Genomic DNA, 25,744 nt, shown 5'->3' with positions numbered 1-25,744 from the left:
GGTATGAAAACACTGTTAGTTATTGTGTTGTTGGCTGGGCTGTCATTCGGTGGCCGTGCTGATACGTCGGCAACCGCACCTGATTTTACCCTCAAAGCGCTTACCGGCGTGAATTTACGGCTGGCCGAGCAACGAGGTGACATTATTGTGCTGAACTTCTGGGCCAGCTGGTGTGGGCCTTGCCTGCAGGAAATGCCGGCGCTGGATAAACTGGCCAGCAAGTATCAGCCGTTAGGCGTGCAGGTGTGGGGCGTCAATGTCGAGGCTGACAGCCGTGCCGCAGAGCGGTATCTGAGCAAAACCAGGGTGGCCTTTCCCATTTTGTTTGATACCGAAAACAGCGTGTCAGCGAGTTATCAGGTACAAGCAATGCCAACGACGGTGATCATTGATAAAGATGGCCAGGTGCATAGTGTGCATCGTGGTTACAAACCGGGCTATGAGCAAAAATATGAAGATGATATTAAAACCCTGCTACGGCGCTAAATTACTGCTGTCGGCCTTGCTGGCACTGGGGCTGGCCGGTTGTGCCAGCATTGAACCCTGGGTTAAGCCTTATGAGCGGGCCGAGCTGGCTGATCCGATCATGGCGTTTGGCCGCCATCCGATTGCGCTGCAACACAGTGCCCACGTGCGGGACTCGCGCGAGGCGGCCAAAGGTGCCGATGGCAGTGGCGGAGGCGGTTGTGGCTGTAACTAGCTATCTGCTTGCGGCGTTGCCGGCACTGTTGCTCAGTGGTGTGGTGGCCGCGGCTGTGCTACCGGACAACCGGATTGACCTGATGCACCACAGCTATCAGGGTGGCGGGGTGTCGATTGACGGCCCGGCGCTGATGCTGCGCAGTAAAATTGGCCAACAGCTATCGGTGTCAGGTTTTTACTACGTTGATACGGTATCCGGGGCTTCGATTGATGTTATTGCTACAGCCTCAGCCTACAGCGAAACCCGCAGAGAAAGCCGGTTGGGGGTCGATTATCTGAGCGGCAACAGTATTATCTCGCTGAATTATGCCCAGAGTGATGAAGATGACTACAACGCCAAATCAGTTTCCTTTGGCATTGCGCACGATACCTTTGGCGGTATGACAACCCTGAGCCTGAACACCGCCTTTGGTAATGATCAAATTGGCCGCAATGGTGATGCAAGTTTTAGTGAGCAATTGCGCCGTTACAGTTACAGCCTGGGGATTACCCAGGTATTAACCACCCGCTGGATCAGCGCCCTGAATGCTGAGGTGGATATGGAGCAGGGGTTTCTGAATAACCCTTATCGCAGTGTCCGTTATCGCGATCCGCTGGCGCCGCTTGGCTATGGTTATCAGTTTGAAGTGTATCCGAATACCCGTAACAGCCTGGCGCTGGGCCTGGTGAATAAATTTTACCTGCCCTACCGGGCGGCGCTGACCGCGTCTTTACGCCACTATCAGGACAGCTGGGATATCCGGGCGTTTGATGCCGAGCTGGAATATGTTCATCCCATTGCTGAGCGCTGGCTGCTGGATGGCCATGTGCGCTGGTATCAGCAGGGTCAGGCGTCGTTTTATGCTGACTTATTTGAGTTTGCTAACCAGCAAAATTTTATGGCCAGAGATAAAGAGCTGAGTGACTTTACCAACCTGAGCCTGGGCATTGGCGCCAGTTACCGCTTTGCCAACTGGAGCTGGTGGCCGACGGCGACACCGGAGCTTAACCTGGAATGGGACCATATCCGCTTTAACTACAATAATTTTCGCAATGTCACTATTGCCGACACTGCAGCGGGTGCTGAACCGTTATACCGGTTAACCGCCAATGTCTATCGGCTGTTTTTCAGTGTTTATTTTTAGCAGGATGGCCTTATGAGATATCTGTTATGTTTACCGTTAGTACTAACCATCCTGCTGCTATTGCCCGCAGTGCCGTTCGTTGCTACTGCACAGGAGTCGGCCGAGCAGCAACTTGAGCAACTGCGGCAACAAGCCATAGCACTGAACCGTGAACTGTTTATGCTGGAAGAGGAATTACTATTTCCACCGCAAACCCAGTTAGCGGTATTTGTGTCGCTGGATGCCGGCCTGTTGTTCCAGCTCGACAGTGTGCAACTGAAAATTAATGACAAGGCGGTTAGCGCCCATCTGTATACGGCGGCCGAGCTGGCCGGGTTACAACGCGGTGCCATTCAGCCGCTGTACAAAGGTAATATTCGCGCCGGTGAGCATACCCTTACCGCAGTGTTTGTCGGCAAAGGCCCGCCAGACCGCGATTATCGCCGGGCGGTCAGTCATCGGTTTACCAAGGCCGACGATGCCATGTTGCTGGAGCTGAAAATCAGCGACAGTTCTGCCAGTTATCAGCCTGAATTTAGTGTAGAAGTATGGTCTGGCAATTAACAAAACCGCTTTCTGCCGGCCTGGCCGCGCTGTCTGCTCTGGCAGTACTGGCGCTGGCGCCGCAGGCAACGGCAGAGCCATTATTGCGCAGTGAAAAGCAGTACCGGCTGGCCGCCTGGCACTTTTATCAGGATGATTATTATCAGGCGTTGTTACAATTAGCGCTGGCACCTGAACCTGTTGCCAAAACCCGCTTATTGCAAGCCGGCTTATTAATGCAGCTGGATATGCCAGCTGCCACCGCCGCTTTATTGCAAACTTTACTGGCCGATAAAACGCTCAGCGGCCAGTTGCCACGTCAATTGCGCAATGTTGCGCTACTGCAGTTCAGCCGTTACCTTTTTGAACAACAGCGCAGCGAACAGGCCCGCCACTACCTGCAGCAGCTAACCGGGCCACTTGAGACGCTTAGCGGCCAGGCGGAGTTGTTAAATCAATTGCTTAACTGGCCTGCACTGGCCCATGCTGATCCGCAGATTTTTAGCCGGCTGGCCGGGCAAGCTGAACTGCCCTATGTGGTTATTAATCATATTCTGGCGCTGCGCCAGCAGCAGCAACCCGAGCAAGCGCTGCAATTACTGGCCAGACTGAGCGGCCAGCTGCAAACCGAAGTGCAGCCGGGCTTCTGGATGCAGTTATTTCGCTGGCGCTCTGGCCCGCAAACATCTGCAGCCAGCAGTGAGCAGCAGGCACTGGCCGATTATTTGCAGTTACTGCAAGCCGGTTTACTGGTTGATCAACTGCAGTGGGCCAGTGCCCAGCAAGTACTCAGTGAGTTTGCCAGTAACAGTGTGCTGACCTTGCCGGCGATGCTGTTATATCGGGATGTACTGAGCGAGAACCGGCAAATCCCAAGCTTGCTGGCGGTATTACAACAGCTGATAGCCCGTTACCCTTATGCGCCTGCCAGCTGGCTGGCGGCGCATCAGCTGGGGGTGCAATTTGAGCGCGCGCTGGCACAAAAAGATGCCCTGGCGGCTTACCGCTGGGCCGATCACTATTATCAGCAGCAACTGGTGGCCAATAACGACCATGCCGGCGAGCTGCAGCTTGAGCAACTGGCTGAGCCTGCTGGCCTTAGCGGCTGGCAGCAATATCAGTTGCGCCAGCAAGCCTCCTTGTATCAGCTTAACCGGCAGTTAAACGCGATGCAGCAGCTACAGCAACTGCATTTGCAGCGTGTCAGCCGCTTAACCCACCTTACCGAGGTTGTGCAAACTAAGTTAGCACAGCAGCAACAATTATTAGCGGCGGCGTTGCCCGACTTAACCAGTAAACAGCAGCAGCTGCAACAGCAAGTGGCGCAGCTGGACCTGGCCCTGGCCGATGCAGCAAGCCAGCCGCTGGTGCAGTGGTTATGGCTGGACAGCAGCGAGCAAGATTTTGCTGGCTCACAGCGGATGCTAAGCAGTGCTTTACAACGGCTGGCGCTGCTGGCCAGTGGCGGGCAGGAAGTAAGCCTTGCAGAAACGCGGTTAGCCCGGTTGCAGGGCTTGCTGCAGTGGCACTATCAGCAAAATAGTGCGCAGCGACACTGGCAACTGAATACCCTGCGCCAGCAACTGGCTGAGCAATTAAGCCTTAGCAACGGTGCGCTGCAGCGGTTGGCGGCGCTGGATGGCCAAACCGAGCGGTTGCTGGTGCAGCAACAGCAACTGGCTGAGCTGGCGGCAACAGAGCAGCAATTTAGTGGCGCTGTGGCACAGCAACAACAACTGCTGCTGGCACAGCTGAACCATGGCTTACAGCAGTTACGTCAGACTGAGCGCGAGCAGTTGGCTGATTTGCGGCGGCTAAATACCCAGGCGATAGCCCGGGTGATGGAGCAATTGCTGCTGACCTCGCAGGAGGCGCAGTAATGTTGCACCGGGCCTATCGCTTTCGTCGACAGAGCAACAGCCGTGCTGTGATCCTGCTGCTGGCACTGTTGCTGATATTGTTGCAGATAACGGGCTGCAGCAGCTCACCAGATAACATGTTGCGTCGGCCCACCCTGGCAGAGCTGGCACCTTTTAGCCCGGCTGAACTGGCTGAGCCGGTGCTGGTCACCCCGGCGCAGTTGCAGCAGGTTTATCAGGAGCTGTTAGCGCTGGCGCCGGCAGCTGAGGTGCGGCAGAAAGTGTTGTACAGGCTGTCGCAGCTTAACACCCGGCAGCTGGAGCAAACCGAGCTAAGCGCTAACGCCGAGCAGCAGGCGCTTAGCGCACTGATTGCTGAATATCAGGCGTTGTTACAGGAATTTCCGGCTGATCCGAATAATGAGCTTATCCAGTATCAGCTGGCACGGGCGCTGGATTTAACCGGTGACAGCCGGGCAGCACAGCAACAAATGCAACTATTGCTGCAACAATACCCGGCAAGTGAATTTGCCGCTGAGCTGTGGTTCAGAGTGGGAGATATTTACTACAGCCAGGCGAACTATCCCAACGCGTTAGCGGCCTTTGTGCAGGTACTTAGCCTGGCGGGGCCGGAATTACGCCAGCATGCGCTGTATATGAGTGGCTGGAGTCACTTTCAGCTGCAGCAGTATGCTAACGCCGACGATGCTTTTTTGCAGGCACTGGATTTGACCTACCACCAACGGCTGAGCAGCGATGAGCAACAAAGCCTGCGCCAGGAATTGCAGCGGATCCTCAGTATTTCACTGAGTTATCAGCAGCAGGCTGACAGTTTGCTGGCGCTGCTTAAGCGTGCCAGCTTCCGGGATGGCCCGCCAGAGCAGCGGCCGGTGTCTTATCAGGCCGCCCTGTTTCAGGCGCTGGCCGATTTCTTATTTGAAAAAGAGTTGCACCAGGCAGCACTGGCCAGTTACCGCGTGTTTATCACCGAGCAGCCACTGGCTATTGAGGCGGCCCGGATGCAGTTGACGCTGGTGCAGTATCATCTGGCGCAGGCACAGGCGAATGACGCCGAGCAGGCGCAGCAGCATTTTATCAACCGGTTCGGCCCGGCAACCGCGTTCTGGCAGCAGGCAAGGCCAGCCCAGCAAGCTGAGCTAGCCCCAAAGCTGGCACAATATCTGGATTATTTTGGCCGTAAGGTCTATTTACAAGCGCAGCAGGGCAGCGCTGCAGAACGGCGCGCTATAGCCGTTAAGCTGGTGCAATACTGGCAGCAACTGTTGCAGGTACAGCCGCTGCTGGCAGCTGAGTCGGTCGACGATACGTTGATGCTGGCGGATGATGTGCGCTATTTACTGGCAGAGGCCCTGGCGGCCAGCGGTGACTATCAGGGCGCACTGAACGGCTATCAGCAACTGGGTTACCCCAGCAGCGCACTGCATGCCCGTAACTTTACCGCTGAGCAGGCGGCTTACCGGGCCTTGCTGTTAAGTAAAGAGTTAAGTGAGAAATTAAGTAAAGAGTTAACGGAAGACCTCAGTAAACAAGGTACAGATGACCCAACCGCCAGTGCCACTGCGGCAGCTAACTGGTGGCAGCAACAAAACCAGTTTGTGCGCTGGCACAGCCAACACCCCCAGGCACAACAGGTCGCGTTAAATCAGCTGACTGACATCTATCAGCAACAAGCCTATGCCGAGGTGGCCAGTTATGCCAGGCGGGTAACCGACTGGCCGCACCCGCAAGTAAGCCAGCCATTACTGGTAAATGAAGCCTGGTTTATTGTCAGCCAGAGTGAGCTGGCCCAGGGCGACTATGCTCTGGCCGAGCAAAGTATTCAGCGTCTGCTCAGGCGTTATCAGGCTGATGATAGCCTGGCAGCTCACGACCGGCGCCGGTTATTGCAGCAGCAGTTGGCATCCGCGGTGTATCAGCAGGCGCAGGACAGCCGGCTAGCGGTCAGCGAGCAGCTTGGCCATTTACAGCGCCTGTTAAGCTTGCCGCAGTCGGAATATCATCAAAGCGCGGCTTATCAGCAAATCAGCCTGCTGCTGGAACAACAGGCGTTGGCCGAGGCCATTGTGTTAATGCAAGCCTATCAGCAGCGCTATCCGGACAGTGCCGAACAGTCAGCCATTGCCGCTGCTATGCTTAATAGCTACCAGCAATTGCAGGACTGGCAAAGTGCTGCTGAACTGCTCAGCCAGCAAGTCGCGCAGTTACCGGCCGGTGCCGAGCACCAAGCGTTGTTGTATCAGGCCGCAGGGTATTACTGGCAAGCCGGCAATAGCGAAGCAGCCCGGCTGGCTTATCGTAGCTACGCTAACCAGTACCCCGAGCCCCATCTGCAGGCGCAGGAAGCCCGGTCCAGGTTGGTACAGCTGTATCAGCAGCAGCATGATCTGAGCCGGCGCAATTTCTGGTATCAGCGCATGGTAAATGCTGAGCAGCAACATACCGGTAGCGAGCGCAGCCGTTATCTGGCGGCAGAGGCGGCGTTGCAGCTGGCTTTGCACCATAGCGGGCAGTTTAAGACGGTACGCCTGCGCCAGCCGCTGCGCGCTAATTTGCAGACAAAGCAAACCCATATGACCAGTGCCATTCAGCTGCTGCAAACCAGCATGCGCTGGCAGGTAGCCGATTTTTATAGCCAGGCCCAGTTTCAGGTTGCCAGCTTGTACCAGCAGATGGCCACGGCGTTGCTTGATTCTGAGCGGCCAACCGGGCTTGATGCCCTGGCATTGGAGCAATACGAGTTGTTGCTGGAAGAACAAGCCTATCCGTTTGAAGAGCTGGCGATTGAAATTTATCAGCAAAATGCGGCCTTGGTGGCGCAGCCGTTGTACGACGAGTGGGTTGCTGCCAGTTTCCGTAAACTGGCCGAGCTGTTTCCGGCCCGTTATCGCAAACCTGAACAGTATCTGGAGCTGGCTGATGATCCGTATTAAAACGATTCTGAGCCGCTTATTCAGTGCGGGTGCTGCGAAACGATACCGGCTGGGCAGCGCTGTGGTTATGCTGCTGGCACTAAGCCACTGTGCCCAGCTGCCGGACATCGATGCGGCGCCACCAGGCGCGGGAACGCCGTTAGCGGCAGAGCCAGCCATTCCAACCGAGACCACTGCAACAGGTATTCAGGCTAAACCAACCTTAACTGCTGATTTGCAGGCCCAGTTTCAGCAGGCTAAGCAGCTGCTGCGTGAGCAGCAATATCAGGCAGCGCTCACCCTGCTTCAGCCACTGGCACAGCAAGTGCCAGCAGCGGCCGGCATAGGCTATAACCTGGCGATCTGTTACTGGCAGTTGCAGCAGCCTGAGCAGGCCCGCCAGCAATTACATGCCGTGCTAAAGCATGATCCGGCTTATGTCGATGCCGCCAATTTACTGGGGGTACTGGCCCGCCAGGCCGGTGATTTTAACCAGGCCCGGCGTCACTGGCTGGATGCGTTGGCGCAGCAGCAACATTTTGCCAGTGCGCATAAAAATCTGGGGTTTTTATACGAGTTGTATTTAGCGCAGCCGGAACAAGCCCGCTATCACTATTTGCAATATCAGCAGCTTACCGGCGATCCGCTGGTCGAAGCCTGGCTGAGCTTACTTGAACCGCAACAGGAGTAACACATGCGTCGTTATAGTGTCATCGCCACGGGGTTGAGCCTGGCTCTGCTGACCTGGGGCAGTCAGGCGCAGCAGGCGCCGGGAGCTGAGGTACGGGTTGATATCAGTAGCACTATCACCGGCAATCAGCAGCAGCCACGCACTCTGTATGTGCTGCCCTGGCAGGACAGTATTGCCCAGATCCGCATTCCGGCACCCGATATTAACAGCGAGCCGGCACCGATACAGCCACTGGACCGCCAGCAATTTCTACGTTTTATTGAGGCACAGTCGCTTAGCCAGCCAGCTGCCAGTACCGCATCAACTAACAATAATTAAGAGGGTTACAGCATGGATTTTGTCAACAGCATAGTGCGGTTTTTGCAAGAGGGTGGCTACTTTATTTACCCCATTGCCTTTATTCTGATTTTGGGTATTGCCATTACTGTAGAGCGCTGGTGGTTTTTACGCTCGGTGTATGCCAGTAATCAGCGGGCTTATCGTCAACTGCAACCGGCCATCGCCGCCGCCGATACCAAAGCGATTTTGCAACAGGCTGACTCTGAGCAAACCCCGCTGGGTTTAATGCTGGCCAGTGGCGTGAACCGGTTAACCTCATCGCACCGGCGGGAAGATATGGAATACGCCATGGAAGAAGTGGTGCTGGAATACAGCCTGCGTCTGCAAAAACGTACTCCATTCCTGGCAACGCTGGCTAACGTTGCCACCTTGCTGGGTTTGCTGGGCACCATTGTCGGCTTAATTGCAGCGTTCTCAGCGGTGGCCAATGCCGACCCTTCCGAAAAAGCCAGTTTGTTATCGTCCAGTATCTCAGTGGCGATGAATACCACCGCCTTTGGCTTGATGACTGCCATTCCGTTGGTGTTTGTGCATGCGCTGTTGCAAAGTAAAACCGCCAGTATTGTCGATACCATGGAAATGGCCGGTATTAAGTTAATGAATAGCATCGGACAACGTTTCACGGGTGGCCGGGATGATCAGAAAGCATAAAATCCGCCAGCAAGAGGCGGAGCTCGACATTACCTCCTTTATGAATCTGATGATCGTACTGGTACCGGTATTGTTGCTGAGCCTGGTATTTACCCAGATCCGCGTGCTGAACATCCAGCTGCCGCCGCAAACCGAGCAGTTGTTGCAGCAGGAGCAGGACAACCCGCAAATTCTGGAGTTAGAGCTGCGCGTTGATCGGCTACGGCTGAATTATCCGGCGGGTCAGTTACTGCGCGAGTTTAGTCATAACGAGCAAGGCCAGCCCGATTTTACGGCCCTATCGGCCTTTTTACAGGATTTAAAGCTGACCTGGCAACAACAGCAAATAGACAAGCGTGATATCAGTATTCTGGCGCCGGAAACCCTGGATTATCAGACCTTGGTCAGTGCCATGGACACCGTGCGGGCCTTTAAAACGGTAGTGGCAGCCTCAGTCGTGGATGCTGAGTTATTTCCGCTGATTTCGCTTGGCCAGTTGCCGGCAGAGACAAGCGAGGGGCCAGAATGAAGCAGTCATTTCGGGCCAAACGGATGTTAAAACAAAATATCCGGCTGGCGCAAAGTTCCAAGTTAAACCTGGTGGCGCTGATGGATATCTTTACCATTCTGGTGTTTTTCCTGATGGTAAATCAATCTGATGTGGTGGTATTGCCCAGTAACAAAGAGATGAGCCTGCCGCAATCGGTCTCAGAGCAATTGCCGCGGGAGCAGGTATTGCTGACGGTGACGCCTAATGGCGTGCTGCTGCAAGGCAAACAGGTGTGGCGCGGCGATTGGCAGCAAGCTGCCGAGCTGTGGCAGGAACCGCTAAGCGTTGCCGTTAAACAAGAGCTGCAGTATCTGGCCGGGCGCGCAGCGCCGCTAAACACGGAGCAACAGGCGGTGGGCCGGCCGATTACTATTCTGGCCGATGCAACGACCCCGTATGCGGTGCTACGTCGCTTGATGGCGATCAGTGCGGCCACCGAATACCGCGACGTGTCACTGGCGGTAGAGCAGCGCAGCAACGCGCTGGAGGCCACGCCATGAGTAGCTTAACCTGGCACGGCGGTGCGGGCTGGCAAAGTGAAGATCAGTTGTTCACTAAGGTGGTGATCGCCGGCCTGCTGCTATTACTGCTGTTATCTATAGCCGTGCCGTTGTATCAGGTGCCCGAGCGCAGCCGGGCGCAGCTGGAGCAATTACCGCCGCAATTGGCACGGGTGATGTTAGAGCAGCGGGACATTGTGCCACCAGAGCCGATTGCTTTACCTGAACCTGAGCCAGTTGCGGAGCCAGAACCCGCAGCCGAGCCGGAACAAACCGTGGTAGACGCCAGCCCGGTCACCACGGAACAGGCGCGGGCTCAGGCCCAGCAAGCAGGTTTACTGGCGATGCAGGACGAGCTGGCAGCCCTGCGCCAGACGTTTACCGTCAAGCAGCCGGCACCGCAATTGCAGCGGGACGGCCAGCAAGCGGCGGCGGTTGCCGAGCCTGAGTTAATTGCCAACCCGATGCTGGCAAAAACAGCCGCGCAAGCGGCTGCGCCGGTTAGCGCTGATGTAGCCCGCGCTGATTTAGCCACAGCGGCAAACATTGCCCTGGCGGATGCGCAATTACGTGGTCTGGCCACTGCTGCGCCCGTTGCCGGCAATAGCAGTGGCAGTGCGAGCAATGATTCGGCCCGCCAGAGTGGGCGCTCAGAAGCCAGTATCCGGCAAACGCTGGAAGCGAATAAAAGCAGCTTGTATACCCTGTATAACCGGGCGTTGCGGGCTAACCCCTTGCTTAAAGGTAAAGTGGTATTTGAGCTGATTATTAACCCGGACGGCAGTTTAGCCGGAGTGAAAATTATTGAAAGTGAATTAAATGATGAGCGGCTGGAGCGACAGTTAATGTTGCGCCTGCAGGCGGTCAGCTTCGGCGCAGCCGAGGTGTCGGCAACCCGCTCAACCTGGACCATCGCGTTTTTACCCGGCTAACCGGGCAGGAGAAAACTATGCAACGTTATATTAAACCGGCGGCACCGGGCCTGCTGGTGGCGGTACTGGCCATCTTGTTCAGTGCTGCTTTAGCTGCCGGGCCGCTGGAGCAGGCAAAACGGTTGCATGACCGCCTGGCTGGTGTACCGGCCGATGCGGATACTTTGCAACAGATGGCAGAGTTGATAGCCCAGGGTAATGCCCAGGCAGCTGCCGGGCTGGCGATGCAGCACCCGGATTTTTATCGCACCACGTTAAAGTTGTTTGCCACCCCGGCCACCAATCGCGATTTAGATATTTTTGAGCCACTGAACGATTACAGCGCCACGCTGATTGGCCTGGTGCGCGACAATGCTGATTTTCGGCAGCTGTTACAAACAGATGTGTTATACGTGGCGGCCGACAGTTTAGGTTTACCCCCTTACGCGCCAGACAATAATGCCCATTATCAGGCGCTGGATCAGCAAGCCATTGACTTGCAGCAATATCTGGAGCCGCGCTCACAAAGCAGCTTATTGGGTATACCGGCAGCAGCCAGTGCCGGGGTGATGACCAGCCGGGCAGGGGCCAAGGCGTTCTTTTATCTGGGGACTAACCGGGCGATGCTGCGCTTTACTCTGATGAGTCAGCTCTGCACTGATCTGGAGCCATTAAAAGACAACAGCACGCCTGCCGATCGGATCCGGCAGGATGTCAGCCGCAGCCCCGGTGGTGACAGCCGGATTTTTCATAACCGCTGCCTCGGTTGCCATGCGGGTATGGATCCCTTAGCGCAGGCGTTTGCCTATTACGATTATCAGTTTACTGACGAAAACGGCGATAATGGCCGCTTGTTTTATCAGCAAAGTGGCAGCAGTAACAGCCAGACCGGCAGCCGGGTGCAACCGAAATATCATATTAACGCCGGTAATTTCCCTTTTGGCTATAAAACCGAAGATGACTACTGGCAAAATTACTGGCGTCAGGGCCAGAACCAGGCGTTGGGCTGGGATAGCAGCTTACCGGGTGAAGGCTATGGCGCGAAGAGTTTAGGCGAAGAATTGGCAAATTCGGTCGCCTTTGCTCAGTGTCAGGTTAAAAAAGCATTTGAAACCACTTGTTTACGGCCAGCTGAAAGTCTGGCAGATGTGCAGCTTATTCAGCAAAGCAGCGAACGCTTCAGCCAGAGTGGTTATAACTTAAAACAGGTGTTTGCCGACACCGCCACCTATTGTATGGGAGACTAAGCATGAGAATTGTACTGCTGAGTATGCTTTGTGTCTTGTTAATCGCTTGCGGTGGCGCAGAGGTAGAGCAAAACCCGCCACCACCGCAGCAGGACAATTCCAATAATTACACCGGGCCGGTGCCACAAACGGCCGATGTGCAACAATTTAAGGTCAATCTGTGGGATAACCTGGTGGCCGATAACCGCTGCGGCAGTTGCCATCAGCAAGGCAATACCGCGCCGTATTTTGTGCGGCGTGACGATATTAATCTGGCATATGCGGCGATGTTGCCACTGGTCAATTTGGCTGATCCGGCGCAATCGCTGCTGGTGCAGAAAGTGGCCGGTGGCCATAACTGCTGGCTTAGCAGCAATACGGCCTGTGCTGACACTATAATCCAGTGGCTGCGTAACTGGGGCGATACCACCGATGCCGAGCAAGCAGCAGTTACGCTGGTAGCACCGGTGATCCGCGACCCGGGTGCCAGCAAAGCCCTGCCTGAAAGTTCGGGATTATTTGCCGCTGAAGTCTACCCCTTGCTGCGGCAATACTGTGCCAGCTGCCATAGCCCGGATGCGGCCGTGGCCCAGGCGCCTTTTTTTGCTGCCAGCGACGTTGCTGCTGCCTATCAGGCCAGCCGGAGTTTAATCAATCTGGACCGGCCGGAATTGTCACGCCTGGTTGCCCGTTTAGGCGGTGAGTTTCATAACTGCTGGTCAGATTGCGCCAGCGATGCGGCTATGATGCTCTCTGCAGTCAGGGCAATAAGTGATGCGGTACCACTAACTGAGCTGGACCCGCAATTAATACCGTCAAAAGCCTTACGGCTGGACGACGGTGTGGTGGCCTCCAGTGGCGGGCGTTATGAAAGCAATCAGATTGCCTTTTATCAGTTTAAAGAAGGCCAGGGCAATCAGGCATTTGATACCTCCGGGGTAGAGCCTGCCGCTAATTTGACCCTGCAGGGCGATTTTAACTGGTTAACCGGCTGGGGCTTACAAATTAACAGTGGCCGGGCGCAGGCTAGTACGCAAAGTAGTGCCAAGCTGGCGCAGCTGATTGGCGCTACCGGCGAGCTGAGCATTGAAGCCTGGCTGATACCGGCCAATGTGGTGCAGCAAGGACCGGCAGCTATTGTCAGTTACGCTGGCAGTGCCATTAGTCGCAATGTCACCCTGGGCCAGAGCCAGTATAACTATGACTTCTTGCTGCGCAGCAGTGGCAGTAATTTTGCCGGTATGCCGGCAGTTAGTACGGCCGACGCGGATCAGCTGTTACAAGCCAGTTTGCAGCACGTGGTGCTGACCCAGGACCCGGTAAACGGCCAGCGCATTTATGTTAATGGTGCCGACAGTGGTGTGCAGGGCGCGTCTGTTGCCATCAGCAACTGGGATAACAGTTTTGCGCTGATGCTGGGCAATGAAGCCGATGGCAGCCGGCAGTGGCAGGGCAGTATCCGCCTGCTGGCGGTGCACAACCGGGCGCTCAGCGCAGCGCAAGTTGCCCAGAACTTCAGTGTCGGCGTGGGCCAGAAGTTTTATCTGCCGTTTGCGATTGGCCATTTAATTGATTTGCCACAGAGCTATATTGTGTTTGAAGTGGCGCAGTTCGATAACTATTCCTACCTGTTTAGCCAGCCTTACCTGATTAATCTGGATGGTCTGGCGCTACCGGCAGACCTCACCTTTAGCGGCATGGCGCTGGCGCTAAACGGCCGGGAAATAACTGCCGGCCAGGCCTGGACTCGTCAGCAATTCAGTTTCAATAGCGGCACTAACCTGAGTGAACCTGTGCCGATGTCTGGCTTGGGGACCGTTATTGCCACTGAGGCGGGGGCTGCCAGCGATGAGTTTTTTCTGTCGTTTGGCCAGATTGGCCAGTACAGTAATGTTCGAAGCCAGCCGGTATTTGCTGTGCAGCAAATCAGCCAGTTGAGTTCGGACAGCAGCGATATTGGCATGCGGCCTTTTGCCGCTATTCACGCCAGTATGAGTCAGCTAACCGGCGTATCTCAGGCTACGCCGGCCATTGCCAGTACTTACCAGACTATTTCGCGCCAATTACCAGCGCAGAGCAACATTGAAACCTTTATTTCAGCGCAGCAAATGGCGATTACCCAGTTGGGTATTGCCTACTGTAATGCTGCGATCAACGACACGGCTATTCGCAGTGCCTGGTTCCCGGCGGTTAATTTTAATGCCAGCCCGGCAGAGGCGTTCAGCCCGGCCAACCGCGAGGCATTAATCAGCCCGTTGTTGCACAGGTTTGCGCCGTTACAGCCAGCGACTGCGCCGGCTGAAAGTGAAGCCAGAGCTGAGCTGAATAACCTGATCGAGCGCTTAAGCCAGTGTAACGGCGCTTGCGACAGCCAGCGCACCCGAACCATTGCCAAAGCTGCCTGCACTGCCATGCTCGCCAGCGCCCAGCTGCTGCTGTACTAACAACAGGTACTAATGCTGATGTACCAAGGATTAAACTGATGAAACTAAAAAAAGCCTTACATCCGGATGCGCCCTTACTGCACGCTTGCCATAGCCGGCCGGTTACCCGGCGCGACTTTATCGCCTGTGGCCTGAGTGTCGGCGCGGGGTTACTGACGACCGGCTCGGTATTTAGCTTGTTTGCTAATCCGAGCAAAGCCTTTGCGGATTTATCACCGGATCTGGAACTGTTAAAAAACCAGTGTGGTATTAACGTGGAAGGCGCCGGAAAAATCCCGTTTATCTGTTTTGACCTGGCCGGTGGTGCCAATATCGCCGGTTCTAATATTCTGGTGGGTGGTGCGGGCGGCCAGCTCGATTTTCTGTCTACCCAGGGCTACAGCCGGCAGGGCTTGCCCGCAGATATGGTGCCCACGGCAGTAAATGCAGCTAACCCGGCCAGCGGCTTTATCAATGATCAGCTGGGCCTGGCGTTTCACAGCGATTCACAAATGCTGGCTGGTATCCTGGAGCGCACCAGTATGGCCACTCAGGCCATGACCAATGGAGCGGTGATGCCGTCACGCTCGGAGAACGACACTGGCAATAATCCGCATAATCCGATGTATGCCATCGCCAAAGCCGGTGCCAATGGCTCGTTAATGCCATTAATTGGCTCACGTAATTCAGAATCTGGTGCTAACTCGATGGCGCCAGCCGAATTTTATAACCCGGAGTGGCGGCCAACCAAAATTGACCGGCCCAGTGATGTAACAGGGCTGGTAGATGTTGGTGATTTATTCGGGTTATTGGATCAGAATGACGCTGTGGCGGTAATGGAGTCTATTCAACGCTTAAGCGACAGTAAACTGAGCCGGGTAAACAGTGGTGTCAGCCGCGATGCGGTAATCAAAGATCTGGTGCGTTGTGGCTATGTGAAAAGTGCCGACTTGGCTGACCGTTTTGGTAACCCGGCGACGCTGGACCCGGCCGCTGATCCGGACATTGTCGGTGCGGCCGGCATTTTCACAAGCGCTGAATTTAACGGCGATGCTGAATTTCGTAAAACCGCCTCTGTGATGAAACTGGTGGTTAATGGTTTTGCCGGCGCCGGTACCGTGACCATTGGCGGTTATGATTATCATACCGGCGAGCGGGGCACCGGAGAGCTGCGCGATCTGCGGGCGGGCCGCTGCATAGGCGCCTGCCTGGAATATGCCGCCAGACGCAATCAGCCGCTGATGATATATCTGTATTCCGATGGTTCGGTCAGCAGTAATGGCCGGATAGACGACAGCGTCAATGGCCGCGGTAAAGGCGAGTGGACCGGTGATAGTTCTGCTACCGCGGCATCTGCCATCCTGGTATATAACCCGAATGGCCGGCCGGCCTTGCTGGGGGGCAGCACAACCGAACAAGCCCGCCATCAGCAAATTGGCTTTATGCGCCCGGATGGCTCGGTAGAAACAGGTTCATCCATGGCGGCTAATAATGTGAACTTACTGGTACAAACCGTGCTGCTGAACTATCTGGCGTTACATGGTGAACAGAGCCGGCTGCCGGAGGTGGCACCGTTTCATGGTCTGGGCAATGCAGCCAGCCAGGACAGGCTAACCGCGTTTGCGCCTATAGTGTAGCCGCAGAGTTACTGATGCACTGCAGGCCGCATTCAGGTTATAAATGTGGCTGAGGTGGCGGTATGTTTAACTCTGTTTCACGCTGCTGGTAGCGGGCAACAATCCTGGCCAGCTCGCCGCTGCTATGCAACTGTTGCCAGGCATTATTGAGTTGCTGTAGTTGGGCTGCTGACAAGGTTTTTCTATTAAAACCAAAATACACCGGCCCCTGGTGGATGGCCAGCAATGGCTGAAAACGGCTAGAGGTAGTGTTGTGCTCAGTTTGCCAGTAACGCAGTACAGACAAATCTTCCAGCACGGCGTTGACCCGGCCGGCATGTAGCAACGCCATTTTATCCAGGCTATTGGTGATGTAAACTAATTGCCTTTTGAAGCCGGGTTGTGCCTGCAGCCGGGCAAAATCTTCGCCATAGTATGCGCCATTGAGCATGGCGATAGCAGTCAGATCAATCTCATTGCTCAGTTGTTCTACTGAACTGAGTGGCGGAATGGCGTCAGGGTCTGCCACTAAGAAAATCTGTTCCAGATGGTGTGGGCCAATAAAGGCGAAACGTTCCAGCCGCTCAGTGCTGAAGGTTAAATGGCTTATCAGATCCAGCTCGCCAGTATCGATTTGGCGCATGGCTCTGAGCCAGGGGCTTTCAACCAGGGTAAGGTCACACTCTACCTCTTGGGCCAGGCGCTGTGCCAGCTCTATGCTGAGGCCGCTCCAGCCCGTCTCGCCGTGAATAATGTGCGGCGGAAAATGAGTCTCGATCCCCAAGCGTAAATTGCAGGCGGCAGCCTGCGGTGAGTATAGCCACAGCACTATACTGAATTGAATAACAAGCTGTAATACTGCTTTTAACATCGGGTTTCCGTTTTAGCTATTCTGCCAGTTAACATGCTATTAGTAAGATTGCTTAAATTAGCAGCAGGTTCAGTATAGTGGGCTTTTTGGTGCGCGGATACTGCTAATTTAGTTGCTGCTTCATTGGGCCAGCCCTGATGAAAAGTACAACTGATGCTCACTGCTGATAAAGATGGCTTCAAAGTCACTTTGTTGCTCTATAAAGACCATACCGCGCTGCAGCCCCAGCACAAATAACGTGGTTGACATGGCATCGGCGCGGGTGCTGTCTGGCCCTAATACCGTTACACTCATTAAGCCGGACGGGCTCTGGCCGCTTTTAGGGTCTAAAATATGATGGTAACGCACCCCGTCTTCAATAAAAAAGCGTTCATAATCGCCCGAGGTGCTTATGGCGCTGTCTGTTAGCGGCAATTGCGCCACAATATCATGAGTTTTACGCGGGTGTTTAATGGCCACCAGCCAGGGCCGGCCGCGTTTGTCGCCCAGCAAACGGGTATCGCCACCGGCGGTGATCAGCGCATGCTTAATGCCGGCGCTGGCCAGCAAGCCAATGGCTTGTTCAACGGCGTAGCCCTTGGCAATACCGCCCAAATCAATTTTTACGCCGGGCCTGGCAAATTTAACCTGGTTGTCAGCCAGTAACTGAATATGCCGGTAATTAATCAGCGGGCGCTGCTCGGTCAATTCTGTGATGCTGGGTCTAAGCTGCTGCCGGTAGTCGTAGCTAAAACCGACAGAAGCAAAGCTGATATCAAAAGCGCCTTCACTCAGTATGGCCAGTTGTTCGGCTTGTTGCAGTAATTGGTAGAGCTCGCTGCTGATGGTCACTGGCCTGGCCGCCGCCTCACGATTTAACAGGCTTAGTTCACTGCTGCTGATATAAGGGCTCATCAGCTGATTAATCCGTTCAAATTCAGCTTGCACGCCATGCAGCAACGCCTGGCCCTTTGCATCATCTTCGGCCCACAATTCGACATAGGCCTCAGTGCCCATGGTTTGAAACGGTAGCCGGTGCCATTGGGCCTGAGCGGGTGAGGTGAGCAATAGCAGAGCCAGCAAGCAAGTAAGGCGATAGCGCAAAGTCGACATATAACAGGTCACACGTTGAAAATCCGAAGTGGCTACATTGTTGCAGAGGCCATGGTTTTACTCAATGCTGGCGAGGCAATTGTCTTTACGCTACTATCTGCGCCCCTTGTCGTTAATGTTAATTTTTAGTGTAGGAATGGGAATGTGTAAATTAATAGTGGCAGGCCTGGCGCTGACAGGAATGTTAGCGGCGCCAGCAGCGCAGGCAGTATTTGCTGACAGCCAGAAAGTGCTATCGGCATTTACCGAACAAGGTGCTAAAGCCGAAACCACGGGCTTTGCTATTGGTTTACGCACAGCAGACCGCACCCATGTGTATTTTCAGACCGGTGTAAGTTATCAGCGGATCACGTTAAAACAGCAACCGGCTGGTTATGATGAGGGCCGGATCCGGCCGCTGTTTCTCTATGGGCGGCTGGGCATGGACTGGTGGCTTAGCCCCTATTTTCAGGCCGGGATTGATTTAAACGGCAGCCTGATGCAGTGGTTAGACACTAACAACGACAGTTGCTGCCACGCCATGGCCAGAACCGGGCTGGAACTTAAACTGCACGACACTATTCGATTTGAGCTATATGGTAATTGGTACAACTTAAGGTATCAGTCGCTTAATATGTTAGGCAGGCCGGGGAGTACAGAGTATTACGCTGACAATCAGCGGTTTAGTCGGACAACGGTTGGCGCACAACTGTCGCTGGTGTTCTGACTGTCGAAACAGGCTTTCCCAAGACCACAGCACCCCAAAGTTAAACATAAAATGCTGCGCCAGCAGCCTGGCGAGTAATTGTATTGTGGTAATTTCACCTTGTCATTAAGTCGTTATTTTTATGTTGGTATTTATAGATGATAAATTTGCGATAAATTTTCGATATGTTTGCATTGTTTGTTTTAGCCACTATCTTTATATGCATCAGGTCCCCTTGTTTGTATAAATAACAGAAATTTGCTTTGTTATTTGTGCTGTCGCTGTTGCAGGAAAGGGCTGACGCGATAGCTATTATAAAAGCTGTTTAGCCGTCGATTTTTAGTTAAATCAAGATGTATCGTTCATAGCCTTGACGGCTATGTGGTGTGCGTTTGGCTGGAACAATAACAATATGATAGCAAAGACGTTGGCGCTACTGGCGGTTCAACTTAACCGTTTCTTGCGGCATAATTTTAAGTTGGCTGAAGATATCGTGCTGGTATCAAATTTAAATGAAGCCGACGGTAACGTATGTACCCACGTTAATAATAAGCTGGCGTTATTTCTGGTTGGTATAGAAAAAGAATCCGCTTCACGCCATAACCCCAGCCTGCTCGACACAGGTTTTAGCCGCAGTGCTAACAGCACACCGCCGCTGCACCTGAATTTATACTTAATGCTGGCGGCGAATTTCAACGGCGCCAATTACAGCGACGCACTCACTTTGTTGTCGGCCAGTATCAGCTTTTTTCAGCGCAATCCGCTTTTTACCCATCAGAACCTGCCAGAACTGGACCCGGCGATTGAGCGGCTGGCACTGGATCTGGAAAACCTCAGCATTCAGGACGCCAGTAACTTATGGGGCATGTTAAGCGGCAAATACCTGCCATCTGTGCTGTATAAGGTGCGGATGGTCAGCTTTGACGGTGCCGACATTTACGGCCAGAGCAGCCTGCTAAGCAAACCGGTTAGTGATATAGGCAGCCGGGTATGAGTTATCTGCCGCTGTGTTATATACAGCTACAGCACAGTTATTTCACGACAGGCTATCTGCAACAGGCTGATTTGAAACCCACTGCTGACACGTCGCGACGGCTGCATAATGCGCAACTGTTGTTTAAAGCCACCAAGCAGGGCGCTATGTTGCTGCTTGATAGCAGCCGGCGTGATATCGCCGCGGCATGCTGCGACAGCCCCCTGACACTGCATTTTTTGCTGTACAGCCGTGATGCGCAGTTTGGCAGTTACACTGAGCCGGCGTTACAACAGGGCCAGCTGTTGTATTGCGACAATAGTACGCCGCTGCAGCAGGATGAGCAGTTACGTCTACATAGCGGCGCTGAATTAAATGCAGCTGATGTGATCAGCAGCACTGACCCTAAACTGATGGCACTGCCTGAACTTAAACAGACACCGCTGCCGGTTCTGGTGCTGGCTCTGACGATCCTGCGCTCAGACATCACCCAGCTTACGGCTGCTAAGGTGCGACATTATCTGCTTAGCTTTGGCAGCCGGCGCCGTATCTGGCGCTATTACCTTTGTGGTGACAGCTTTACGCAGCCAGTGCAAATACGCGATCTGGCGCCGCATGGCTCAACACTATCGGCACCACAATTTGTGCAGCAGCCTGATGTCACCCTGGCCAATGGGCGCAGCGCCAAAGTATTTGACTCCAGCGCGCCGCTGGCACTGGCACAGCAGAGCCTGTACCGCTTTGCCTTGGTAAGCCAGGACGAACAAAGTGAAAAAATCCTCATTAAACGGTTGCCGGTGGCGGCAGCCGGACAGTGTGGTTTGGCAGTAGCAAACGGAGTACCGAGCAACATAGCGGAAATATATCTTAACTATTAACCAGAAAGGATCCAATCATGGGGCAGATGAAAACGCCTGGCGTTTATATCGTAGAAAAAAATGCCTTTCCCAATTCGGTGGTGGAAGTGGCAACGGCAGTGCCGGCTTTTATCGGCTATACCGAAAAAGCATTGAATGGCACTAAGTCACTGACCAATCATCCTATGCGTATCAGCTCAATGTCAGAGTTTCATAATTACTTTGGCTTTGCACCGACACCAATGTTCGGCCTGGCCGAAGCCGCTGCGCCGGATGACAATACCTTTAGTGTCGGCGCTAAATCGTATCAGCTTAGCCACGATAGCGGCAAAAATTTGCTGTACTACGCCATGATGCTGTTTTACCAGAATGGTGGTGGCCCCTGTTATATCGTGTCAGTAGGTAATTATGGCGACGATGTGGCAGGCGCCAAACTAATGGCCGGCATTGATCAGCTGATTAAGGAGCAGGAGCCTACCATGCTGGTTGTTCCTGAAGCGGTACTGCTGGGCGAAGACGACTGCATCGCAGTGCAGCAGGCCGCGCTGGCACATTGTGGTGGCAAGATGCGCAACCGGGTGGCGATTTTAGATGTTTGGCAGGGCTATAAACCCCGGCAGCATCCGGATGGCGATTGCATCGACAACTTCCGCGGTAAACTGGGTATCAACTACCTTGATTTCGCCACCGCCTATTATCCGTGGCTGAACACCAGCATAGTGCAGGAGCGTGATCTGAGTTACCAGAACCTGGCGCCGGCTGAGCTGCTGCAGCAGCTGTTAAAGCAAGAACGGAATTTGCCGGATGAGCTGCCAAAACTGGCCGAAACTGCCACTGCCGCCGATAAAGCGGCCCAGCTGAAACTGCAGCAACAGTTAGATGCGATAGCCGAAATCAGCGCTGACTGGAGCAAACTGGAAAGCGCCGAGCGCGTGGCCAAGCAAATGCTGCTGCATAAAAGCTTAAAAGCCATCAGCCCTTTATACAGCCAGTTACTTGGTCAGATGCGGACTATGCTGAATTTACTGCCACCGGCTGCCGCCATGGCGGGTATTTACACTATGGTGGATAACACCAAGGGCGTGTGGAAAGCGCCGGCCAACGTCAGTTTAAGTGCCGTGGTATCACCGGCGGTCAATATCAGCCACGATGAGCAGGAAGATTTAAACGTCAGTACCCAGGGCAAATCCGTGAATGCCATTCGCACTTTTATTGGTGAAGGCACCCTGGTATGGGGCGCCAGAACACTGGATGGTAACAGCCTCGACTGGCGTTATATCAGTGTGCGCCGCACCATGGTGATGCTGGAGGAATCCATCCGGCTTGGCACTAAAGCCTATGTGTTTGAAAACAACACCGCCAGTACCTGGGTCACCATTAAGAGCATGATCCGCAACTTTCTCACTGGTATCTGGAAGCGTGGTGGTTTAGCCGGCGCCTCACCTGACGATGCATTCACCGTCAGCGTAGGACTAGGCGAAACCATGACCTCGGAAGATATTCTCGAAGGTATTTTGCGGGTTACTGTGCTGGTAGCACTGATCCGGCCGGCTGAGTTTATTGAAATCACTTTCCAGCAGCAGATGCAGAAATCCTGATTAACCGACTGATTAACCGAATAGTGAGTAACTGACAATGAACATGCTTATTAAGGAGCTTAACAATGGCTGATGACGGTTCAACCCAATCCACTTCGGTATGGCCCTTGCCGAAGTTTTATTTTCAGGTGAAATGGGACTCTGAAGTAATGTCGTTTCAGGAGGTGTCTGGCCTGGATGTTGAGGCGCAAATTATTGAATATCGCGCTGGCGACAACCCGGTATTTTCCGCCACTAAGATGCCGGGGCTGAAAAAGTCTGGCAACGTGACCATGAAAAAAGGCGTGTATAAATCGGATAACAAATTCTGGACCTGGTTCAGCCAGATCAAGATGAACACGATAAAACGGCTGCCCATTACCATTAGTCTGCTGGATGAGGAAGGGGGGACAACTATGGTGTGGACCTTAACCAACGCCTGGCCTACCAAGATCACCGGTACTGATCTGAAATCCGACGGCAATGAGGTGGCGATAGAAACCATCGAAATTGTGCACGAAGGTATCACTATAGATAATCCCTGACAGGTAAAAACGTATGACTGAGCAAGCGGAATATCCGCTACCGGCGTTTTATTTTCGGGTGAAATTTGCTGCAACAGGTGATAGCACCGACACCGCCTTTCAGGAGGTGTCGGGCATCGGGGTGCAAATGGATACTGAAGAGGTAATAGAAGGCGGTGAAAACCGCTTTGTGCACAAGTTGCCCAAAGCGGTTAAACACAGCAATCTGGTATTAAAGCGTGGTATCGCCGACGTAAATTCACCCTTAATCAAGTGGTGTCTTAAGGTATTTGAACAGGGCCTGGACAGTGCTATTACGCCGATGACCATCAGCGTGGCTTTGCTCGACAGCAATGGCCAGCCGGCGCGCAGTTGGGGTTTTGTTAATGCCTGGCCGGTTAGCTGGCAGGTAGAGGCCTTTAATGCCAGTAAAAACGAAGTGGCCATCGAAAAGCTGGAATTCAGCTATCAATATCTGAGCCGGGAGGGCTAAGCCAATGCCAATTGAAGTCAGCCGACTGATAGTTAAATCTACCTTGCTGGAACCTGAACCCGAGCCACAACAGCTGCAGGCATTACAAGCCCAGGCGCTGCGCCAGTTAAAGGAGGATATCCTGCAGGAATGCCAGCGTCTGGTTGAACAGGCCCGGTTTGAACAGAGGCCGCGCTAATGAGTGGCAGCAAAACCCTGCTTAGCATCAGTTGTTGTGATCATAACGGTCAGCCCACTGGCGAAGGCCAGTTTCAGGCCATGATCAACCCGGCCAGCCTGAACCATCAGCTGGGCATCAGCTATAACAGTGACAACAGTACTAGCCTGCCAATTGGTAAATCGGCGGTGGAAAGCAAGCTGAGCCAGTATCAGCAGGAAAAGCTCAGTTTTGAGCTGATACTGGATGGTACCGGCGTGGTGCCGCAAGCTGCGGCAGTTGATGTCAGCCAGCAGGTACAGCAGCTGAAAAACGTGGTGTATCACTATGTCGGTGAAAAGCATGAGCCCAGCATCGTCAAGCTGCAATGGGGCCAGAGTTTCAGCTTTGTTGGCCGTTTAAGCAGTATGACGGTGGATTACACCTTGTTTAAACCCGGCGGCGATCCGCTACGGGCAAAAATAAAACTGAATTTTGGCAGCTATATGTCAAATAAACAGGAGGCATTAAAGGCCGACAGGCAGTCTCCGGACTTAACCCATCAGATCCTGGTAAAAGCCGGCGATACCCTGCCGTTGCTGTGTTACCGCCAGTATCGTGACAGCAGTTACTACCTGGCGGTGGCCGAGTTTAACCAGCTGAACAGCGTTAGTGTGCTTACGCCCGGCACCATGCTGTATTTTCCGCCGTTGAGGTAACTATGGCAAATTCTCCACTGCAGGGGGCCGAGGGCCCGGTACGGTTGGTGATCAGCAGTGATGGCCAGGTGCTGGCAGACAGTGTCAGTGTGATCAGTGTCGAAATAAGCAAAGCTTTAAATCGCATTCCGCAGGCGATTTTAACCTTTAGTGATGGCGATATGCCGAATAAAGACTTTCCGCTATCGAACCAGCCGCAGCTGGCACCCGGGGCTAAATTGGTGGTGAAACTGGGTTATGGTGATGACGAGCAACAGGTGTTCAGTGGTGTAGTGGTCAAGCACAGTTTAAGCATCAGGGGCAACAATCAGGCCGACTTGGTGGTGGAGTGTCGTGACAGCTTGTTTGCTGCCACATTGGCACGCCATAACGCCAACTATGTCGACATGACCGACAGTGATATCTGGCAGCAACTGGCCGGTAAATATGGTGCCAGTTGTCAAGCCACCGCCACCAGTGAAAGCCATGCCGAGCTGGTGCAGTACTACAGCAGCGATTGGGATTTTATGCTGCTGCGCGCTGAAGTGAACGGCATGCTGCTGTGTGCAGATGACGGTAAGTTAAGCGTAGCGCCGCCTGATATCAGCAGCGAGCCGGTATTGAAAGTCACCTACGGTGATGATTTGCTGAGTTTCAATGCAAGTCTGGATGCCAGCCAGCAGTTCAGCTCCGTCAAAGCGGTGAGCTGGGACCCCGCCAGTCAACAACTGCAAAACAGCGAGGCGTCCACGGCAGAGTTAACCGCTCAGGGCAATCTGGCGGCCGATACGCTGGCCAAGGTGGCGGCGATCAAGGAACTTCGCTTGCAAACACATGTGCCGCTTAGCAGCGACAGCTTAACGAGCTGGGCTAAGGGGCAGCAGCTCAAATCGGCGTTGTCACGTATTCGTGGCGAACTACGCTGTCAGGGCTCGGCGTTGCTAAAACCGGGCGTGTTGCTGCAGGTTGACGGCGTGGGTGAGCGCTTTAACGGCAAGGTGTTTGTCAGCCAGGTGCGCCACAGCGTGATACAGGGTGATTGGGTCAGCCAGGTCAGCTTTGGTATGTCGGCACAGTGGTTTGCGGAAAACAGCGATATCAGTGCGCCGCTGGCCGCTGGCGTACTGCCGGGGGTAAACGGTTTGCAAATTGGTGTGGTGCTGAAGCTGGATGCCGATCCGGGCGGTGAATACCGTATTCAGGTCAAAGTGCCGTTAGCAGAAGCTGAAACCGAAGGCGTCTGGGCCCGGCTGCTGAGCTTTTATGCTTCGGCTGGTTTTGGCCAGTATTGCCTGCCGGAAATTGGCGACGAGGTGATCTTAGGTTATCTGAACAGCGATCCCTGTTACCCGGTGATCCTGGGCAGTGTATATAGCAGCAAGCAACAGCCAGCCTATGAGCACGCGGCAGATAATAACCTGAAAGCCTTTGTCAGCCGCAGCAAGCTGACGCTGGAGTACGACGAGCAGAAGAAAAAAATTAGTATTTTTACCCCGGCCGGTAACAAAGTGGTGCTGGATGATGACAGCCAAACCATCCTGTTGCAGGACCAGCATGGCAACAAAGCTGAGCTGTCTGCCAGTGGTATCTTACTGGACAGCCCAAAAGACATCAGTTTAAACGCCAAAGGTAAAATCAGCCTGCAGGCCGTCGGTAATATTGAACTGGCCGCCAAAGCGGATTTTAGCGCAGAAGCGCTGAATATCAGCCAGCAGGCCAAAGTAGGTTTTACCGCCAAAGGCAACGCCAGCGCTGAGTTATCGGCCAGCGGCCAGACCACGGTGAAAGGCGCTATGGTGCTGATCAATTAAGGAG

26 protein-coding genes are annotated in these 25,744 nt (G+C 54.0%); 24 read left to right on the top strand and 2 right to left on the bottom strand.

The genetic code is table 11. From position 1 onward, the window contains the following. The first annotated feature begins 3 nt into the window (after positions 1 to 3). Genes WG68_RS17395 through WG68_RS17325 form a run of 15 tightly spaced genes read left to right on the top strand, consistent with a single transcriptional unit; the run spans position 4 to position 16,044 of the window. Positions 4 to 486: a TlpA family protein disulfide reductase gene (locus tag WG68_RS17395; RefSeq protein ID WP_046558996.1), complete on the top strand. Its 483-nt coding sequence runs from the start codon at positions 4 to 6 to the stop codon at positions 484 to 486. After that, positions 452 to 700 carry a DUF4266 domain-containing protein gene (locus WG68_RS17390; protein ID WP_083981966.1) on the top strand — a complete coding sequence of 83 codons (249 nt, stop codon included), beginning with the start codon at positions 452 to 454 and terminating at the stop codon, positions 698 to 700. The genes WG68_RS17395 and WG68_RS17390 overlap by 35 nt, the downstream gene beginning before the upstream one ends. Further along, positions 687 to 1,826, top strand: coding sequence for a DUF3570 domain-containing protein (locus WG68_RS17385; RefSeq protein ID WP_235357777.1), 1,140 nt, complete (start codon positions 687 to 689; stop codon positions 1,824 to 1,826). Before WG68_RS17390 ends, WG68_RS17385 begins: the two co-directional genes overlap by 14 nt. 12 nt (positions 1,827 to 1,838) lie before the next feature. After that, a complete protein-coding gene (locus tag WG68_RS17380; protein ID WP_046558993.1) occupies positions 1,839 to 2,369 on the top strand; it encodes a hypothetical protein in 531 nt (176 codons plus the stop codon). After that, positions 2,354 to 4,228 carry a CAF1 family ribonuclease gene (locus WG68_RS17375; protein WP_046558992.1) on the top strand — a complete coding sequence of 625 codons (1,875 nt, stop codon included), beginning with the start codon at positions 2,354 to 2,356 and terminating at the stop codon, positions 4,226 to 4,228. The genes WG68_RS17380 and WG68_RS17375 overlap by 16 nt, the downstream gene beginning before the upstream one ends. Then, positions 4,228 to 7,158 carry a tetratricopeptide repeat protein gene (locus WG68_RS19610; RefSeq protein WP_046558991.1) on the top strand — a complete coding sequence of 977 codons (2,931 nt, stop codon included), beginning with the start codon at positions 4,228 to 4,230 and terminating at the stop codon, positions 7,156 to 7,158. The genes WG68_RS17375 and WG68_RS19610 overlap by 1 nt, the downstream gene beginning before the upstream one ends. Beyond that, positions 7,145 to 7,828: a tetratricopeptide repeat protein gene (locus tag WG68_RS17365; protein WP_046558990.1), complete on the top strand. Its 684-nt coding sequence runs from the start codon at positions 7,145 to 7,147 to the stop codon at positions 7,826 to 7,828. Before WG68_RS19610 ends, WG68_RS17365 begins: the two co-directional genes overlap by 14 nt. A gap of 3 nt (positions 7,829 to 7,831) precedes the next feature. Then, the gene (locus WG68_RS17360; protein WP_046558989.1) at positions 7,832 to 8,146 is read left to right on the top strand and encodes a hypothetical protein; all 315 of its coding nucleotides are present in this window, start codon (positions 7,832 to 7,834) and stop codon (positions 8,144 to 8,146) included. Positions 8,147 to 8,158: 12 nt separating this feature from the next. Then, on the top strand, positions 8,159 to 8,818 hold the full coding sequence (locus WG68_RS17355) for a MotA/TolQ/ExbB proton channel family protein (protein ID WP_046558988.1): 660 nt from the start codon (positions 8,159 to 8,161) through the stop codon (positions 8,816 to 8,818). Then, the gene (locus WG68_RS17350; protein WP_052749154.1) at positions 8,802 to 9,326 is read left to right on the top strand and encodes a biopolymer transporter ExbD; all 525 of its coding nucleotides are present in this window, start codon (positions 8,802 to 8,804) and stop codon (positions 9,324 to 9,326) included. The genes WG68_RS17355 and WG68_RS17350 overlap by 17 nt, the downstream gene beginning before the upstream one ends. Then, the gene (locus WG68_RS17345; RefSeq protein ID WP_046558987.1) at positions 9,323 to 9,847 is read left to right on the top strand and encodes an ExbD/TolR family protein; all 525 of its coding nucleotides are present in this window, start codon (positions 9,323 to 9,325) and stop codon (positions 9,845 to 9,847) included. Before WG68_RS17350 ends, WG68_RS17345 begins: the two co-directional genes overlap by 4 nt. Continuing rightward, positions 9,844 to 10,779: an AgmX/PglI C-terminal domain-containing protein gene (locus WG68_RS17340; RefSeq protein ID WP_083981963.1), complete on the top strand. Its 936-nt coding sequence runs from the start codon at positions 9,844 to 9,846 to the stop codon at positions 10,777 to 10,779. The genes WG68_RS17345 and WG68_RS17340 overlap by 4 nt, the downstream gene beginning before the upstream one ends. Before the next feature lie 17 nt (positions 10,780 to 10,796). Further along, on the top strand, positions 10,797 to 12,005 hold the full coding sequence (locus tag WG68_RS17335) for a hypothetical protein (RefSeq protein ID WP_046558986.1): 1,209 nt from the start codon (positions 10,797 to 10,799) through the stop codon (positions 12,003 to 12,005). A 2-nt stretch (positions 12,006 to 12,007) separates the two neighbouring features. Continuing rightward, on the top strand, positions 12,008 to 14,428 hold the full coding sequence (locus WG68_RS17330) for a LamG domain-containing protein (protein WP_046558985.1): 2,421 nt from the start codon (positions 12,008 to 12,010) through the stop codon (positions 14,426 to 14,428). A 38-nt stretch (positions 14,429 to 14,466) separates the two neighbouring features. Next, entirely contained in the window at positions 14,467 to 16,044 is a 1,578-nt protein-coding gene (locus WG68_RS17325; RefSeq protein WP_200897628.1) for a general secretion pathway protein GspF, read from the top strand. A 37-nt stretch (positions 16,045 to 16,081) separates the two neighbouring features. On the opposite strand, the gene WG68_RS17320 is transcribed toward WG68_RS17325, so the two are convergent. Together WG68_RS17320 and WG68_RS17315 are read right to left on the bottom strand one after the other, a co-directional pair. Continuing rightward, positions 16,082 to 16,894 (bottom strand): substrate-binding periplasmic protein, encoded by an 813-nt coding sequence (locus WG68_RS17320; protein WP_046558984.1) that lies wholly within the window; start codon positions 16,892 to 16,894, stop codon positions 16,082 to 16,084. Between the two features lie 120 nt (positions 16,895 to 17,014). Beyond that, a complete protein-coding gene (locus tag WG68_RS17315) occupies positions 17,015 to 17,998 on the bottom strand; it encodes an FAD:protein FMN transferase (protein ID WP_235357775.1) in 984 nt (327 codons plus the stop codon). Between the two features lie 130 nt (positions 17,999 to 18,128). Between WG68_RS17315 and WG68_RS17310 the strand changes: the two genes are divergently transcribed. The 9 genes from WG68_RS17310 (at position 18,129) to vgrG (ending at position 25,740) form a co-directional block, all read left to right on the top strand. After that, the gene (locus WG68_RS17310) at positions 18,129 to 18,692 is read left to right on the top strand and encodes a hypothetical protein (RefSeq protein ID WP_046558982.1); all 564 of its coding nucleotides are present in this window, start codon (positions 18,129 to 18,131) and stop codon (positions 18,690 to 18,692) included. Positions 18,693 to 19,083: 391 nt separating this feature from the next. Continuing rightward, a complete protein-coding gene (locus tag WG68_RS17305) occupies positions 19,084 to 19,665 on the top strand; it encodes a DUF4255 domain-containing protein (protein ID WP_046559026.1) in 582 nt (193 codons plus the stop codon). Next, complete coding sequence (locus WG68_RS17300) at positions 19,662 to 20,522, top strand: hypothetical protein (RefSeq protein ID WP_046558981.1); 861 nt, start codon at positions 19,662 to 19,664, stop codon at positions 20,520 to 20,522. The genes WG68_RS17305 and WG68_RS17300 overlap by 4 nt, the downstream gene beginning before the upstream one ends. 17 nt (positions 20,523 to 20,539) lie before the next feature. Then, complete coding sequence (locus tag WG68_RS17295) at positions 20,540 to 22,099, top strand: phage tail sheath family protein (protein WP_046558980.1); 1,560 nt, start codon at positions 20,540 to 20,542, stop codon at positions 22,097 to 22,099. Between the two features lie 65 nt (positions 22,100 to 22,164). Further along, entirely contained in the window at positions 22,165 to 22,623 is a 459-nt protein-coding gene (locus WG68_RS17290; RefSeq protein WP_046558979.1) for a phage tail protein, read from the top strand. Between the two features lie 13 nt (positions 22,624 to 22,636). Continuing rightward, entirely contained in the window at positions 22,637 to 23,095 is a 459-nt protein-coding gene (locus tag WG68_RS17285; protein ID WP_046558978.1) for a phage tail protein, read from the top strand. Between the two features lie 4 nt (positions 23,096 to 23,099). Next, a complete protein-coding gene (locus tag WG68_RS19690; protein WP_161796375.1) occupies positions 23,100 to 23,273 on the top strand; it encodes a DUF5908 family protein in 174 nt (57 codons plus the stop codon). After that, on the top strand, positions 23,273 to 23,950 hold the full coding sequence (locus tag WG68_RS17280) for a CIS tube protein (protein ID WP_083981961.1): 678 nt from the start codon (positions 23,273 to 23,275) through the stop codon (positions 23,948 to 23,950). The genes WG68_RS19690 and WG68_RS17280 overlap by 1 nt, the downstream gene beginning before the upstream one ends. A gap of 2 nt (positions 23,951 to 23,952) precedes the next feature. Continuing rightward, positions 23,953 to 25,740, top strand: a complete 1,788-nt coding sequence (gene vgrG, locus WG68_RS17275; RefSeq protein WP_046558977.1) for a type VI secretion system tip protein VgrG — start codon at positions 23,953 to 23,955, stop codon at positions 25,738 to 25,740. Positions 25,741 to 25,744 lie beyond the last annotated feature (4 nt).

This window comes from Arsukibacterium ikkense (genome assembly GCF_000987775.1).
Lineage (GTDB): Bacteria > Pseudomonadota > Gammaproteobacteria > Enterobacterales > Alteromonadaceae > Alishewanella > Alishewanella ikkense.
Note: the sequence above shows the minus strand (reverse complement) of the source record. Positions and strands in the feature narration are given on the sequence as shown.

Bases quoted from the DNA above. Each gene is read 5' to 3' on its own strand.
- WG68_RS17310 (WP_046558982.1), top strand. From the start codon at position 18,129: ATGTGTAAATTAATAGTGGCAGGCCTGGCGCTGACAGGAATGTTAGCG.
- WG68_RS17340 (WP_083981963.1), top strand. From the start codon at position 9,844: ATGAGTAGCTTAACCTGGCACGGCGGTGCGGGCTGGCAAAGTGAAGAT.
- WG68_RS17325 (WP_200897628.1), top strand. From the start codon at position 14,467: ATGAAACTAAAAAAAGCCTTACATCCGGATGCGCCCTTACTGCACGCT.
- vgrG (WP_046558977.1), top strand. From the start codon at position 23,953: ATGGCAAATTCTCCACTGCAGGGGGCCGAGGGCCCGGTACGGTTGGTG.
- WG68_RS17320 (WP_046558984.1), bottom strand. From the start codon at position 16,894: ATGTTAAAAGCAGTATTACAGCTTGTTATTCAATTCAGTATAGTGCTG.
- WG68_RS17305 (WP_046559026.1), top strand. From the start codon at position 19,084: ATGATAGCAAAGACGTTGGCGCTACTGGCGGTTCAACTTAACCGTTTC.
- WG68_RS17355 (WP_046558988.1), top strand. From the start codon at position 8,159: ATGGATTTTGTCAACAGCATAGTGCGGTTTTTGCAAGAGGGTGGCTAC.
- WG68_RS17280 (WP_083981961.1), top strand. From the start codon at position 23,273: ATGAGTGGCAGCAAAACCCTGCTTAGCATCAGTTGTTGTGATCATAAC.
- WG68_RS17300 (WP_046558981.1), top strand. From the start codon at position 19,662: ATGAGTTATCTGCCGCTGTGTTATATACAGCTACAGCACAGTTATTTC.
- WG68_RS17295 (WP_046558980.1), top strand. From the start codon at position 20,540: ATGGGGCAGATGAAAACGCCTGGCGTTTATATCGTAGAAAAAAATGCC.
- WG68_RS17345 (WP_046558987.1), top strand. From the start codon at position 9,323: ATGAAGCAGTCATTTCGGGCCAAACGGATGTTAAAACAAAATATCCGG.
- WG68_RS17290 (WP_046558979.1), top strand. From the start codon at position 22,165: ATGGCTGATGACGGTTCAACCCAATCCACTTCGGTATGGCCCTTGCCG.
- WG68_RS19610 (WP_046558991.1), top strand. From the start codon at position 4,228: ATGTTGCACCGGGCCTATCGCTTTCGTCGACAGAGCAACAGCCGTGCT.
- WG68_RS17350 (WP_052749154.1), top strand. From the start codon at position 8,802: ATGATCAGAAAGCATAAAATCCGCCAGCAAGAGGCGGAGCTCGACATT.
- WG68_RS17395 (WP_046558996.1), top strand. From the start codon at position 4: ATGAAAACACTGTTAGTTATTGTGTTGTTGGCTGGGCTGTCATTCGGT.
- WG68_RS17360 (WP_046558989.1), top strand. From the start codon at position 7,832: ATGCGTCGTTATAGTGTCATCGCCACGGGGTTGAGCCTGGCTCTGCTG.
- WG68_RS19690 (WP_161796375.1), top strand. From the start codon at position 23,100: ATGCCAATTGAAGTCAGCCGACTGATAGTTAAATCTACCTTGCTGGAA.
- WG68_RS17365 (WP_046558990.1), top strand. From the start codon at position 7,145: ATGATCCGTATTAAAACGATTCTGAGCCGCTTATTCAGTGCGGGTGCT.
- WG68_RS17375 (WP_046558992.1), top strand. From the start codon at position 2,354: ATGGTCTGGCAATTAACAAAACCGCTTTCTGCCGGCCTGGCCGCGCTG.
- WG68_RS17285 (WP_046558978.1), top strand. From the start codon at position 22,637: ATGACTGAGCAAGCGGAATATCCGCTACCGGCGTTTTATTTTCGGGTG.
- WG68_RS17380 (WP_046558993.1), top strand. From the start codon at position 1,839: ATGAGATATCTGTTATGTTTACCGTTAGTACTAACCATCCTGCTGCTA.
- WG68_RS17390 (WP_083981966.1), top strand. From the start codon at position 452: ATGAAGATGATATTAAAACCCTGCTACGGCGCTAAATTACTGCTGTCG.
- WG68_RS17335 (WP_046558986.1), top strand. From the start codon at position 10,797: ATGCAACGTTATATTAAACCGGCGGCACCGGGCCTGCTGGTGGCGGTA.
- WG68_RS17330 (WP_046558985.1), top strand. From the start codon at position 12,008: ATGAGAATTGTACTGCTGAGTATGCTTTGTGTCTTGTTAATCGCTTGC.